Genomic DNA, 14,716 nt, shown 5'->3' on the forward strand with positions numbered 1-14,716 from the left:
AAAAACATCTCAATTTTATTTTTCAATTACTAACCATATTCTATATTATGAACAGATTTTTAACAATTCTGGGGATTTTGCTGTGTTTTCAGCTCAAAGTCTCCGCACAATGTACGGCAATGCCCGTCCCTTTTTTACAATCTTTCAGCACGGGTGTATTACCCCCCTGTTGGACAAGTCAAAACCCCACAAGTACATCAACAAGTTTATATGTTAAATGGAGATTTAACACCTCTGCTGGTTATGGTGTAACCGGAAACGGAGGAAAGGCTGCAGGTACTTTTGCTTGGGTTGATGCAAGTTCACCGTATGATAACGAGCACACGGTTGAACTTATTAGTCCACAAATCAATCTTACCGGATTGACCAATCCTTATGTGAAATTTGAATGGTTAAAAAACCATCTTACCTCAGCAACTGGAACGCTTCCTCCTTACGAAAATAATAGAATGAAGCTTGAGGTAAATAGCGGAAGTGGATGGGTTGAAATTTGGTCTGATAACAGCAATGCTCCAGAATGGAGAACAGTAGGAGTTGCTCTTGCAGCAAGTTATGTAGGAACAACTATTCAGCTTAAATTTACTGTTGACAAAGATGTTGCTAATAACGGATATTTTTATGATGATGTACTTTTGGATGAGGTTCAGGTAATACAGGCTCCAACATGTTTTGAACCTGTTGTTGCTCCTGTAACAAATCTTGCACCCAATTCTGCAACTCTGAATTGGGCAGCACCATTAGCTCCGGCTCCTGCACCTGCAGGTGGATATGAGTATTATTACAGTACTTCAAGTACACCTCCAACTGCAGCAACAGTAGGAACTATTGTTCCCGGATTTTCAGCTAATATAAATTCTTTGGTTTCAGGAAGTACTTATTATTGGTGGGTTCGCTCGGTATGTAGCGCTTCGGATAAATCTTTATGGGTAGAAGGAGATTTCTTTATTCCGGGACAGATTGGTGGTGGAACAGCAACACATGCATACTTACCGGCATACTCTTGTTCAGGATTTAATTATTCTCAGCAAATATATACACCGACAGAAATTGCAACAGCAGTTGGAACAAATAATATGATCACATCTATTAAGTTTTTTGTTTCTACTACTGCGGCTACTCAGGCAAATTACAATCAATGGGTAGTTTATATGGGAAATACGGCTCAAACCGATTTTCCTACAACTACAAGCTGGGTTCCTGCCGGAACAATGAATCAGGTATATAGCGGAACATTACCAGCAATGACAGCAGGAACATGGGTTGAAATTCCTCTTGCAACACCATTTCTTTGGGATGGAACGAGTAATGTTGTGATTGCAGTAGATGAAAATAGTACAGGAACATCTTGTACAGCGAACTGGGGAAGTTATTCTGCCGGACCCAACAGAGGAATGCTTTATTATAGCACAACTACGAATCCCAATCCATTAACTCCTCCAACTGCAACGAGTAGGTATGCAGTTTTGCCGAGGCTTCAGCTTGTAGGTAGTGTTTTGCCTTCTTGTACAAATGTGCCACCGTCAAATATAGCGGTAAGTAATATTACAGCTACTTCTGCTACAGTATCTTGGACAGCGACTCAGAATGCAACCTATGTTGTAAGATACAGAGTTTTACCATCCGGAGCGTGGCAAACTATTAATATTACTACGCCTTTTACTAATAATGTATTGCTTTCGGGACTTATTGAGCAAAGTCAGTATGAAGTGCAAATTGCTACAATTTGTGGAACTCAGGGAACTTTTTCTGCATCGGTTCCTTTCAGTACTCCGGCTCTCACTTATTGTGGTTCCGGAACCGCAACAGTGACTAATGGCTACATTAATAATATTACAATGATAGGAACGAATGTTCCTGCCACGTCTAATAATTCAGGACCAAGTACTTATACAGATTATTCCCTTGATCCTTCCAAAACCATTACTTTATTAAGAAATTCGGTTAACAATACCTTATCGGTAGGAAGAATGATAGCTTCAGGAACTTACACGACGTATGCATGGATAGATTTTAATGGAGATGGAGTTTTTAATAATAATCCTGTAGGAACTGCGGGAGGAGAAAGAATCATGAATCTTGGATATTCTAATACTACTCCTGTAACAGCTAGTTTTGATGTACCTGCCAATGCTTATATTGGAAACAGTAAAATCAAAATGCGTGTTATGGTTTATTTTAATACTCCGACAGATCCTTGTATGAATCTTACAAGCAATGGCGAAGTAGAAGATTATTATATTAAATTTATTGACCTTCAACCCTGCACTACAGCGCCTCCAACAAGTATTGCTGTAGGAAATCTTACTCATAACTCAGCATATGTATCTTGGTTGCCAACAGCTAATGCTACTTATGTTATCAGATGGAGACAAGGAACGACAGGAGCATGGTTGCCAAGTGCGGCTGGATTAACGCTTCCTGTGGGGCAAAGCTTTCATACAATTACAGGTCTTACTGAACAAACTGCTTATCAGGTACAGATAGCTACGATATGTGGTGGAAATCAAGGAGCTTTCTCGCCATCATTAGATTTTACAACTCCGCCTGTTACTTACTGTAATATGACTGGAACAGGTACAATTGATTACATCTCGAATGTAAAAGTAACACCTATAAATTTTCCGATGATGGAAAATGCATCGCTTCAAACTAATTATATTAGTTATACAACTCCTGCAACATTAATTAATCTGGAAATAGGATCAGTAGGTAATCAAATTTCAGTATCAAAAGATTGGGATGGACTTACTTATGCTGATTCGGTGCATGCTTGGATTGACTGGGATAGAGATGGTGTATTTACAGATAGTGAAAAAATAATGAGTACTCCTTCTAATACTGCAACTCCGGTTACGGCTACATTCGATGTTCCAGCAACAGGAGTTTATACAGGAGCCAATACCACAACAATGAGAGTTGTTTTGAAGCGAGGAAGCGCACCAATAATGTGTCAGAATGCAACGAATGGAGAAGTAGAAGATTATGCTGTAAAATTAAGACCATGTAACAATGCGACGCCGGGAGCACCAACTTTCACTACGATAACTCATAATTCGGCTATCGTTAATTGGATTCCTGCTACAAATAATAATGCATTTGTTTTAGAATATAGACCAGTAACCACTCCTGCTTCTGCATGGACGACAATGAATCTTACAGTTTTGGGAGGAAATCCACCAGTGACTATTACAGGATTAACACCTGCAACAATGTATGAAGTTAGAATTGCTGCAGTATGTGGAAGTGGAGGAGCAGGTGCTTTTACTCCTGCTCAGACATTTACGACAAGATGTGATCCAGCACCGCCAAATGTAGTGATCTCTAGTATTACATCAAATTCAGCAATGGTAACGTGGAATCCGCTTGTTCCAAATGCAACTTATGTTTTAAGATGGAGAGAAGTAGGAAGTACAGTATGGAATACACCAACATTGCCACCTCCACCAATAAATACTTATGTAATACAAAATCTTGGCTCTTATAAAACTTATGAGGTGCAGGTAGCAAGTATTTGTAACGGTGAAACAAATCCGAATGCATGGTCAGTTACACAGATATTTACCACTGAAAGAATTTGTGAAGTTCCCCCTCCAGGATTTACTATTACTCAATTAACACCTACAACTGCAGAAGTGGTTTGGGAGGCCTATACAGGTCCCGGAGCTACCAATAATTATACATTAAGATACAGAAAAGTAGGAATACCAAGCTGGACGACTATTAACGTAAGTAATACAACTTATATAATCACAGGATTATTGGAACTTACAAAATATGAAATGCAGGTAGCGAATGTTTGTAGTGGAACACCGGGTAATTTTACACCTCTTTACTATTTTACAACACCTACAGTGATTTACTGCCAAATGCATTCAACTAACTTTGCTTCTGAATATATTTCAAAGGTTACCGCTACACCAAACGGAAAGCCAGAAATGATTAATGCTTCAACAGGAGCTGCCTATTCTGATTTTACTGGAGATCCTACTAAATTTATTGAAATGATTCAAGGGTCAACAGGAAATCAAATTACTATCGATAAAACTCAGGGAGCCGATTCCGGAGTTGCAGTATGGATTGATTTTGACAGAAACGGAACGTTTGATCTTGATGAAAGAATTCTTGCAGACGCACCTAATTCAAATTCTACTGCAAGTGCAACATTCAATGTACCATCTGATGCATTCATCAGCATGACAAGCTCTAAATATGTTGTTATGAGAGTAGCGATGGCTAAAGGGAAAATACCAGTTAACTGTATGAGTTTTGATGATGGTGAAGTAGAAGATTATACCGTGAGAATATCAAAACTACCAATTGTAAATTCAGTTAATCAGACAGATATTTTGATTTATCCAAACCCTGTAAAATCGGTATTGAATGTTAAAAATATCAGTGAAAAGGCAAACTATAAAATTTATAGTGCTGCCGGAAGATTAATATCAAGTGGATTGATCGTGAATAATAAAATTGACGTAAGTGCACTTATTAGCGGCGTCTATGTTATTGATATTGATGATAAGAAAGGAAATGTGCAGAAAAAATTCATTAAAGAAGAATAACTGTTTAATTTTCATGTAAAAGATAAGCTCTCGTAATTGAGAGCTTATTTTGTTTTATTGAAGATATAATTGATAAGATTTTATTTTAAAATTTCGTTGTAATACAATAAATCATTATTTTCATCAAAACCAATAATCATCACACGGAAATTTTTTGCATCATCATTATTATACCATTGTACAACTGTCGGTTCTCCCGATTTACTTTCTAAATAAGGATTCCAATATAAAACACTTCTTTTATCTTCGGGAACAGATTTTGTGCCTTCTTCATCATAGATTCCATTGTTGAAAGGTACTTCTTTATCGTATCCGTTGAGTTTAATTTCTGTAAGATTAGAAGGTAAAGTAGTATCTACTACAGAACCGGTAATTCCGCCACGGCGGGTGTAAATTGCAATTGCTCCGTTTCCTCCTCCAAAGCTTCCTGCAAAATTTCCTTTAATTACTTTTACCATTGCAATGTTTGAGACAGGAATATTAGAAATCTGGCTTGCGTCAACTCTCATTTCGTCTAAAAAAAATTCCATAGGTCCACCACGGTTTGTAGCAATATAATTCCCTCCCTGCATTTGAATCTGAAGACCGGCAACTCTACCTTGTAAATATTGCAAAATGTTTTGAGAACCTTGTGCATTCTGGTTTTCATTCACCAAATCAAAAATAGTTTCGTTTCCACTTCTGAAAAGAGGGCTGCTTAGTTCATTATTAAGTTTCTTGGTTAAATCTTTCTTTTGTGCTTTAATTTTAACCTCTTCAATAAGCGTTTCTTTTTCTCGTAAGCTCGTCTGTGAACTTTTATTTGCCACGGCACGTTCTATTTCAATAGGAACTGCGTCAGTTGGATTTCTTTTTATAAGTGTATAATTGTGAGAAGGCAGATTGCTTCTAAAAGGTAAGAATGAAAATGCGGGTTGAAAATAAACCTGTACCGAATTTTTAGTGGTTTTTTCGCCATTAAGTTGATAAGAAAATGCCATAGAATCTTCAAAAACCAAACCACTCAAGGTGAACATGCCCTCTTTATCTGTTTTAATCAAATTGTATTTAATTCCTTGATTTGGCATTTTAAAAATTAAATTAATCTCTGCTTCCGAAGCGGGTTTTCCTAATTTTGTTGCTTTTCCTTTATAAGAAAGAAAATTTTCAGGTTTATATTTAATAACTGGAAAATTTCCAGACATAATAGTTTGCCAATTAAATCTTGACCATTTTTCCGAAATCAGTAAAGCATCCAATGCATCTGTATTTCTGTTTTTACTGAAATATTGAGCAGGATAATAAATTTTTGAGCTAAAATCTCCTGTAAGCCAAAGTGTACTTAGTAAACTGTTTTCATTCTCAGGGTTTTCACTTTCGTTATCTGTTACGCTTACCAGATAAGTCGACATAGATGAATCATTATCGATGTTAAAAGAATTGCTGTCTCTAGGTTTTAAACTAAGCGAGCTACCTTTTAAAGAAGGTTGTTTAAGTTTAAGAGATTGAGGTTGCACAAAACAAAGTCGCTGAGCAATAATGTTTTCAGACTCATCAAAAATGGTAAGATTGAGAATTCCGTTCACCAATTGGTTGGTCGGAATTGAATAAACCCGATCTGAAATATTAGAAACATTAGCTTTATAAACCAACTGATTATTGATGCTTCCTATAATTTTATATTTTGCGTTTTGATCAATATTTTTACCCTTTAAAACAAATTTTATGGCATCAGACTGACTTTGAACCTGTAAATTAATTCCTGAAGAAGCTACTTCTGGTAAATTAACAGTCTGTTTATTTCCTTTATCGTCTTCTACAGTAAGTTGATATTTTTTTCCGGCAATAGGTGTAAAACTAAATGATCCGGTATTTTGATCAAACCCTTTAAAAGTAGCTAATTTAGTTTGTGGGTTTTGAGTTTCTGTAACAAAGCCATTCCAGTTTGAAGGTGTTTCTCCTTTCGACTGTAATCTTACTGCAAATTTAGTATTGATACCGTCGATAATAGTTCCACTTTCGGGGAAAACAGCAGCAGTCCATGGAACGGATGTATTTTTTACTAATTTTTCGGGGGAAGATGGGTTGTACACTGTAATCGGCATGATTTCATTGAAATCGTCGCTAAAATTCCCCATCCATGTGGTATAAGCTCTGATGTAATACACATCTTCTTTTAAATCTGCAGGCAAACTAATACTTCCGCTGCCTTTACCATTTATCAGAGGGTATATTTTTTTGCTGATTTGTTTTTTATTTTGGTCATACAGCTCTACAAAAACATTGGTGGAAATTGTAGAAGGGCTATATCCGTCAAATACAAAAGAAGTAAACCACAGGTTTTCACCTGCGACATAGTTTTTTTTGCTCAAAAGAAGATGTATTTTTTCCTGAGGATAATTTTCTTCAAACTTTTTAAGTGCTTCTTCTGCTTTGTTTTGAGAAAAATAAAAAGGTGCAACAATTAATGATAATGCAATGAGTGGTTTTTGAGAGAAACTAATATTCATTATAGATTCGTGTTTTTATTGTATCTCAAAATTACATTTTTTCTTTTGTAAGAGAAATAATTGAAAGCTTTTTTTATCAAATTATATTTAGACATAAAAAGTCTGCAGAGAGATGAGGTACTAAATGTTTTCAAAGGATAAGAATGGTGGTAAAGAATTTAATATCATTGTGTTATATCTCAAAGTTACTCAAAGATGAAAGTTATAAGAGGTTAAATTTTTTTTATGAATATTTTAAATATCAGTTTAAAAACTCCAACCTGTTGATTTTTACACAGTACTCACTTCCAAGATAGAGTGGGTTGCCATGTTTTTCAGACCAGAAACCATCTAAGATATCTTTACCAATGCATCTGTAAACTGCAACGCCTTTATAAATCGTCTTATCTTGACCTTCGTAATTGAAATTGATGACTAAAATTTCATTCTTATAGAAACCTGATCCATTTTGAATGTGGTCATCAATTATCCATTCAGCAATGATTCTGTTGTTTTCATCCAAAGATAGGGTGAGAATTCCTTGATAAGAAATTTCCTCACTTTCTACCTGATTGCTTCCCTGAATAGAATAACTTCCTACCAAATCGTATATTGTCATTAATTTTGTTTTTTTGAGTACCGCAAAAATAGAAAATCTGTTTAAATCATAGTACTTTATATAGTTTTCTAAAATGATAACGAATTAGAAAATAGATATGATAAAAAGAAATGAGTTCGCCTGCGTTTATCAAATATAGTATCTTTAGACAATTATTATTAGCCGATGATTTTTTATATTCTGATTTTGATAAGCCTTTTGACTTTTTTTGTGTTTTTTGCAGATAAACGAAAAGCGATAAAACATCAAAGAAGAATTTCTGAAAACACTCTTCTTATACTAAGTTTTTTTGGAGGTAGTTTGGGTGGGATAATAGGAATGCTTGTTTTCAGACATAAAATTTCAAAAAAAACATTTTTGATAAAGTTTTTTGGAGTGCTTCTATTTCAAGTCGTATTGCTGATCATTTTTTATCAAAAGTTTAAACAAATTTAGATTTAAAATAAAAAAGTTCCCAAAATAATTTCAGGAACTTTAAGTTTAAATTTTCGATACTTAAAAATTATTAAGGCAACAATTTTTCATAGTAAACAGGTGTATATTTTTCAGCATCAAACCCAATGATCAGAAAACGGAATTTTTTTGCAGTATCATTATTATAAAAATCAACTTTTGCAGGATTGTCAATATCTATTTCCATGTTGGGATTCCAATAGAGTACAGATCTATAGTCGTTGCTTATTTTAGATAATTCAGAATTTCCATAATCAGAATCGGGATACTTTTCAGATTCATTATAACCTTCCATCACAAAAAAGTTGAGGTTAACCATTTCTGAAAGAGTATTTGCTTGGGCGATAGGTTTTGTATCTCCTCTTTTGGTATAAATAAGTACACCGCCGCTACCACCACCACTCATACCAATTGCACCGTCTTTAATGATTTTTACCATAGCGATATTATCTGCCGATATGCCGGAAAGAGTACTTGCATCAGTTAGCATTTCATCTAAATAAACATTTGCTTTTGCTTGACGGATGTATGGGGTTGGAATTCCATTTTCGTAATTAATTGTTAATCCGGCAGCGCGGCCTTGTAGCCATTGTAATATATTTTGTGAACCCGCAGCAGATTGGTTTTCATTCACAAAATCAAAAACAATCTCACTCATGCTTCTGTAAAGCGGGCTACTTAGCTTGTTGTTAAGCTCGTCTTTTAGGTTTTTCTTTTTCGCTTTTATTTTTACCTCTTCAATTAAAGCAATTTTTTCGTTGTATTCCTTTTTGTATCTTCTGGCATCAATCGTTTTTGTTAATTCTGCTGGCTGATTGCTTTCTACAGTAGAATTTCTATCAACAAGTTTATATTTTTCAATAGCTGGTAAATCTTTTTTTAATGGGGTAAAAGTATTGGCAGGATGCACATAAACATTGGTTCTGCTTTTTAAAGCGGCATTAGCTCCATTAACCTGATAAGTAATTTTAATAGGTTTTTCAAAAATCATATTATCAAAAAAGAATTCTCCATTACTATCCGTTTCAACCTGAAAAACCTGATTTCCGGATTTGTCTCCTTCTACAAACATGATGAGGTTTTGTTGAGGTGAAGGTTTAGCGTTTACCGTTAATTTTCCTTTGTATGAAATGTATTTTGAGGCATTATTAATGATCTCCGGATGTTTTCCAGACATAATTTCTTTCCAGTCAAACATTTTCCATTGTTCTGAAATGAGAAGCGCATCTAGTGCATCGGTATTTCTTTTTTCACTAAAATATTGAGCAGGACGATCAATTTTAGAAGTAAGAACACTTGAAAGCCATAATGAGCTTAAAAGATTTTCGTCCAGCAAAGATTTTTTATCTTCAGGATCAAATACTGCAACAGAATAATTCGGAATATCTTTAATAGCTTTCACATTAAAAGAATTTAACCCTCTTTTTTCTGTATTTAAAGTTTCAGATTTTATTTCCGGGATAGAAATATTTAAGTTTTGAGGCATTACAAAACACATTCTGCTCACCAATACATTTTCTTTATCATCAAACACCGTAAGCTGTATAACACCATTAATAAGTTGATTGGTGGGTATTGCCTGAAATGAATCTTTTAACTGATTAACTTTTGCTTTGTAAACCAACTGATCACCCATATTGGCAATAACTGTGTAATAAGGAATGCTTTCACCGGTATTTTTTATTTTGTACCTAATGTTGTCTTTTTCACTGATAACTTGCAGACTCACTCCTTTTTCGGAAGCTTTCGGAAGGGCTACAGATTTTTGTAAACCGTTATTGTCTGTAATTACCGCTTCGTAAATTTTATCTTTCTCGGGCGTTAATGAGAAAACTCCAACATTTTCGTCTAAACCTTTAAAAGTTGTGATTTTCTTTTCTGGATGGTCTTTTTCAATAACATATCCTTCCCATTGAGAGGGTGGTATTCCGGTATTATGAAGACGTATCGCTACCTTAGACTGATTTCCGACAATAAAAGAATTTCCTTCCGGATGCACTGTCGCAGACCACGAAGAAGACTTATCTGTAACTAATTTTTTAGGCGAAGAAGGATTATAGATGGGGATTTGTTTAATATATTGGAAATCTTCATTCAGATTGCTCATCATCGGAGTGTAAGCTCTGACGAAATAAACATCTTCATTCAGGCTTTCAGGAATCTGAAAACTTCCCTGAACAACCCCGTTAAAAATAGGAAATCTTTTTCTTAGGATCTGCTTTTTATCTTTGTCATAAAGCTCAATAAAAAAGTTGGTTGAAAGATCTGATATCGTAAAGTTTCTAAAAACCATTGCATTGAACCACAGAGTTTCCCCCGAAAGATACAAATCTTTATCTGTAAGGATATAAATATTTTCCTGTGAAAAATTTTCGTTGATATACTGAAGAGCCTTATCGGCAGATTGTTGTGAATGGATGTGGCTGAAAGATGCTAAAAGAAAACAGAATGTAATTATTCTTTTCATAGTCTATACTACATTAATATTATACAAATAAAGTGAAAACTGTTTGTCTGATAAAATATTTAATATATTTTATGATTTAATAATTTATAACAGATGTTTTTAAGCAATTTTATAATTGAAGAAAAATATTTAGACTGTATATTTTAAGCCATAAAATTCAATTTAATAATTCTTTTTCAACACTTTTAAATGTGTTTTACTTCTTAATTTGCTGTAAAATAGTTTGTTGTTGGCTGATAGATTTTTGATTAAAATTATTTCTAAAATGGAATTCCCTCATTATGAATTTGTTAATAAATAAATATTGATAGTGGTTAATTCATTAAAAATCACTAATTTCGCACCCGTAAAAATCATTCATGCAAAACATTAGAAATATTGCGATTATCGCACACGTTGACCACGGTAAGACTACTTTGGTTGACAAGATTATTCATGCTACAAACATTTTCAGAGAAAATCAGGAAAGTGGAGAATTAATAATGGATAACAACGATCTTGAAAGAGAAAGAGGAATTACCATTTTATCAAAAAATATTTCTGTTACTTATAAAGATACAAAAATTAACGTTATCGATACTCCTGGTCACGCCGATTTTGGTGGGGAAGTAGAAAGAGTATTGAAAATGGCAGATGGTGTAATCTTGTTGGTAGATGCGTTCGAAGGACCAATGCCTCAAACAAGATTCGTACTTCAAAAAGCTTTGGAATTAGGATTAAGACCTTTGGTAGTGATCAACAAAGTTGATAAGCCAAACTGTCGTCCGGATGAAGTTCACGATCAGGTATTTGATTTGTTCTTCAACCTTGAAGCTACTGAAGAGCAATTGGATTTCCCTACGTTCTACGGTTCTTCTAAACAAGGATGGTTCAACACATCATTAGAGCAAACTGACAACATTATGCCATTATTGGATGGTATTTTACAATATGTTCCGGCTCCAAAAGTAACTGAAGGTAACCTTCAGATGCAGATTACTTCATTAGATTTCTCTTCTTTCTTAGGAAGAATTGCAATCGGGAAAGTAACAAGAGGCGAGCTTAAAGAATCTCAATGGATCGGTCTTGCTCAGGCAGACGGAAAAATTGTGAAAGGAAAAGTAAAAGAATTATACGTTTTCGAAGGTTTAGGAAAGAAAAAAGTAACTGAAGTAAAAGCTGGAGATATCTGTGCTGTAGTAGGTTTCGATGCTTTCCAGATTGGAGATTCTTTCGTAGATCTTGAAAATCCTGAGCCATTGGAAAGAACGGCGATTGATGAGCCTACGTTGAACATGACGTTCTCTATCAACAATTCACCTTTCTTTGGTAAAGATGGTAAATATGTGACTTCTAATCACCTGAAAGAAAGATTGTATAAAGAATTAGAGAAAAACTTGGCATTGAGAGTTCAGCAGACTGATGATGCAAACACTTTCTTGGTATTCGGTAGAGGTATTCTTCACTTGTCAGTTTTAATTGAAACAATGAGAAGAGAAGGTTACGAAATGACAATCGGGCAGCCACAAGTTATCTTGAGAGAAGGTGAAAATGGTGAGAAACTGGAGCCTTACGAATCTTTGGTAGTAGACGTTCCTGAAGAATATGCTTCTAGAGTGATCGACTTAGCTACTCAGAGAAAAGGTGACCTTCACATTATGGAAACAAAAGGTGAAATGCAGCACATGGAATTCGAAATTCCTTCAAGAGGTTTGATCGGATTGCGTTCTCAAATGTTGACAGCTACTGCAGGTGAAGCTATTATGGCGCACCGTTTCACAGAATATAAGCCTTTCAAAGGAGCTATTCCTGGAAGAAGTAATGGAGTATTGATTTCTAAAACTCAAGGTCCAGCAACTGAATATTCTATTGCTAAATTGCAAGATAGAGGTAAATTCTATGTTGATCCGGGTGAGGAAATCTATGCAGGTATGGTTATCGGTGAGCAAAACAAACCAGGTGACTTAGTTGTAAACATTGTTGAAGCAAAGCAGTTGAACAACATGAGAGCTTCAGGTAAAGATAAAGATACAGGTGTTGCACCAAAAATCTTATTCTCTCTTGAAGAATGTATGGAATATATCCAGGCTGATGAAGCAATCGAGGTGACTCCAAACTTTATCAGAATGAGAAAGAAATTGCTTTCTGAAGAAGAAAGAAAAAGAGTGGAAAGATCTGCTAAAGCATAATCTAAAATTCTTAAATATATTTAAAGCCTCGATTTTTCGAGGCTTTTTTTGTTGAAAAGTAAATTTTTTTTTCATTTTATTTCAAATTAGTATTTAATTAGTTTGTGATGTTTTTTGGTATTAATGGTATAACGGTAAATGTTTATTGTTGGTTTAGATTGTTTTATTTATTTAAATTGTTGGTTTTTAGTTATTTAACATAATTTATTTAAAGCTGAATTAAATAGATTTAATTGTAAATGTCTTTTTTTTTCTTTTTCTTTGGCTTGTTCGAACCCAATGCACAATCCGTTTAAACACAAAAATATTAATATTAAAAAATTTATTAAAATGAAAAAAAAACTAGCAATTGTTTTTGCATCTGATCCAGCAGTAACTAAAGTACATGCTAAAGATGCTTTATCAAAACAAACTAATAACAGAACTTCTATTTTACAAGAGTGTATAATAACTGTAAAATTTTATGATGCACTATGAGAAAATTTATATTACTAGGTTGCTTGGCTGGTTTATTTAATTTTGCTAATGCACAAATTCAATTACAGAGAGATACCACTTTCGGGAATAATGGTATATTTACTTATAATCAGGGAAATGGGTATGGTGCTGAAATTTTTATACAAGATGATAACTCATTACTATTAACAAATAACAAAACCGACATGATTCCTAATCGATATGTCGTTAAAATTAGCCCAAATGGTACTTTAGATAATAGTTTTGCTCAAAATGGCTATCTTCAGTTAGATAACAGTCCAGATACCTTTCATATATTTTTACAAGGTAACGGAGGTAAATTTTACATTAACTATGCTGATCCTTACGTATCCCCTATAAATAATCGTATTATCAGCTACAATGCAAATGGAACTATTAATACTAATTTTTCTAATAATGGAACTTTTACATATAACTTTGGTATATGGGACGGATATTTTACGTCGACTGAAGACGGAGGTTTGTTATTGACAAAAACTAATGGATTTACAAAGTACTTAAATACGGGCAATTTAGATCAAGCAGTTGGTACTAATGGGGTTGTCACTTTTAATAACAGTTATTATTCTGTTGAGCCAATAGCTGCTAAAGGGAATAAACTGTTTTTTGATAATTTTGCAGGCACCAAGCGGGTAGATGTGCATACACCAAGTGTTGTTGAAAAAGAAGAAGCTTCAATTTACGTCAATCCCATTTTATATGAAAACTACAATGTAAGAGTAAAGAATAATTACGGTCTGTATTATTTTAGATCTACTAAAGATCCTAATTATTCTAATCTTTTTACTACGATAAGACTGATGAAAACAGATGAAAATCTTTTGCCATCATCATTTGGTAATAATCCGTACATAGATTTACCCATCAATCCGAATGGTAGTTCAGGTGTTATTTATACACCCAACGGAAATTATTTGATAATTGGAACTCCACAGACATCTGGTCCAAGTAGTTTTTTAGCATATAATGAAAATGGAAGTCAGATTAATGTAAATTCTCAACAATTTTTTACTGACTCAGGTATTCCACCATATTTATCTTTTGTTAATCTTTACAGTAAAGGTAATGCCATTTATATGGTTGGTGTAAACGGTAATAATGTTTCAGTGATAAAATATAATATTACCGAAAATCAGTCTACTTTAGGTACAACTGAAAATAGTACAGATGATACAATTGTAGTGAATAATCCATTTGGTAATTCAATAATTGCTAAAGATGAAAAAAAATCGATATTAAAAATGGATTTATACAGCTATTCTGGTACATTAATATTATCAACAAATAAAAAAGAAATGTCTACTTTAAATGTTCCAAAAGGAAATTATATTTTAAAGATAACCACGAAAACAGGTGTGGTAAATAAAAAACTTATCAAAGTAGATTAATTGAATATTAAATCTTACTCAAACTAAACTTTTTAAACTATGTAAGTGCAGAATTTTTTTCTGCACTTTTTGTTTTAACTAAATTTTACAGTC

Annotated in this window: 8 protein-coding genes; 5 read left to right on the top strand and 3 right to left on the bottom strand. The window is 33.9% G+C overall.

The window, feature by feature from the left end:
* Positions 1 to 119 precede the first annotated feature (119 nt).
* Entirely contained in the window at positions 120 to 4,562 is a 4,443-nt protein-coding gene (locus tag OEW74_RS10855) for a GEVED domain-containing protein (RefSeq protein WP_265428509.1), read from the top strand.
* Between the two features lie 80 nt (positions 4,563 to 4,642).
* Here the strand turns inward: OEW74_RS10855 and OEW74_RS10860 are convergent, their stop codons facing one another.
* A complete protein-coding gene (locus tag OEW74_RS10860; protein ID WP_265428510.1) occupies positions 4,643 to 7,051 on the bottom strand; it encodes a hypothetical protein in 2,409 nt (802 codons plus the stop codon).
* A 241-nt stretch (positions 7,052 to 7,292) separates the two neighbouring features.
* Positions 7,293 to 7,649 (bottom strand): hypothetical protein, encoded by a 357-nt coding sequence (locus OEW74_RS10865; RefSeq protein ID WP_265428511.1) that lies wholly within the window; start codon positions 7,647 to 7,649, stop codon positions 7,293 to 7,295.
* Positions 7,650 to 7,814: 165 nt separating this feature from the next.
* On the opposite strand from OEW74_RS10865, the gene OEW74_RS10870 reads away from it, so the two are divergent.
* On the top strand, positions 7,815 to 8,084 hold the full coding sequence (locus OEW74_RS10870; RefSeq protein WP_265428512.1) for a DUF1294 domain-containing protein: 270 nt from the start codon (positions 7,815 to 7,817) through the stop codon (positions 8,082 to 8,084).
* Between the two features lie 70 nt (positions 8,085 to 8,154).
* Here the strand turns inward: OEW74_RS10870 and OEW74_RS10875 are convergent, their stop codons facing one another.
* Complete coding sequence (locus tag OEW74_RS10875; RefSeq protein WP_265428513.1) at positions 8,155 to 10,569, bottom strand: hypothetical protein; 2,415 nt, start codon at positions 10,567 to 10,569, stop codon at positions 8,155 to 8,157.
* A gap of 359 nt (positions 10,570 to 10,928) precedes the next feature.
* Between OEW74_RS10875 and typA the strand changes: the two genes are divergently transcribed.
* The 3 genes from typA to OEW74_RS10890 all read left to right on the top strand — a co-directional run bounded on the left by typA (position 10,929) and on the right by OEW74_RS10890 (position 14,623).
* A complete protein-coding gene (typA, locus tag OEW74_RS10880) occupies positions 10,929 to 12,737 on the top strand; it encodes a translational GTPase TypA (RefSeq protein WP_265428514.1) in 1,809 nt (602 codons plus the stop codon).
* Between the two features lie 330 nt (positions 12,738 to 13,067).
* Positions 13,068 to 13,214, top strand: coding sequence for a hypothetical protein (locus OEW74_RS10885; RefSeq protein ID WP_265428515.1), 147 nt, complete (start codon positions 13,068 to 13,070; stop codon positions 13,212 to 13,214).
* The gene (locus OEW74_RS10890; RefSeq protein WP_265428516.1) at positions 13,211 to 14,623 is read left to right on the top strand and encodes a T9SS type A sorting domain-containing protein; all 1,413 of its coding nucleotides are present in this window, start codon (positions 13,211 to 13,213) and stop codon (positions 14,621 to 14,623) included. The genes OEW74_RS10885 and OEW74_RS10890 overlap by 4 nt, the downstream gene beginning before the upstream one ends.
* Positions 14,624 to 14,716 lie beyond the last annotated feature (93 nt).

The organism is Chryseobacterium sp. YIM B08800, from assembly GCF_026163565.1.
Lineage (GTDB): Bacteria > Bacteroidota > Bacteroidia > Flavobacteriales > Weeksellaceae > Chryseobacterium.

Coding starts and splice junctions, on each gene's coding strand:
- OEW74_RS10865 (WP_265428511.1), bottom strand. CDS start 7,649: ATGACAATATACGATTTGGTAGGAAGTTATTCTATTCAGGGAAGCAAT.
- typA (WP_265428514.1), top strand. CDS start 10,929: ATGCAAAACATTAGAAATATTGCGATTATCGCACACGTTGACCACGGT.
- OEW74_RS10890 (WP_265428516.1), top strand. CDS start 13,211: ATGAGAAAATTTATATTACTAGGTTGCTTGGCTGGTTTATTTAATTTT.
- OEW74_RS10860 (WP_265428510.1), bottom strand. CDS start 7,051: ATGAATATTAGTTTCTCTCAAAAACCACTCATTGCATTATCATTAATT.
- OEW74_RS10885 (WP_265428515.1), top strand. CDS start 13,068: ATGAAAAAAAAACTAGCAATTGTTTTTGCATCTGATCCAGCAGTAACT.
- OEW74_RS10870 (WP_265428512.1), top strand. CDS start 7,815: ATGATTTTTTATATTCTGATTTTGATAAGCCTTTTGACTTTTTTTGTG.
- OEW74_RS10875 (WP_265428513.1), bottom strand. CDS start 10,569: ATGAAAAGAATAATTACATTCTGTTTTCTTTTAGCATCTTTCAGCCAC.
- OEW74_RS10855 (WP_265428509.1), top strand. CDS start 120: ATGCCCGTCCCTTTTTTACAATCTTTCAGCACGGGTGTATTACCCCCC.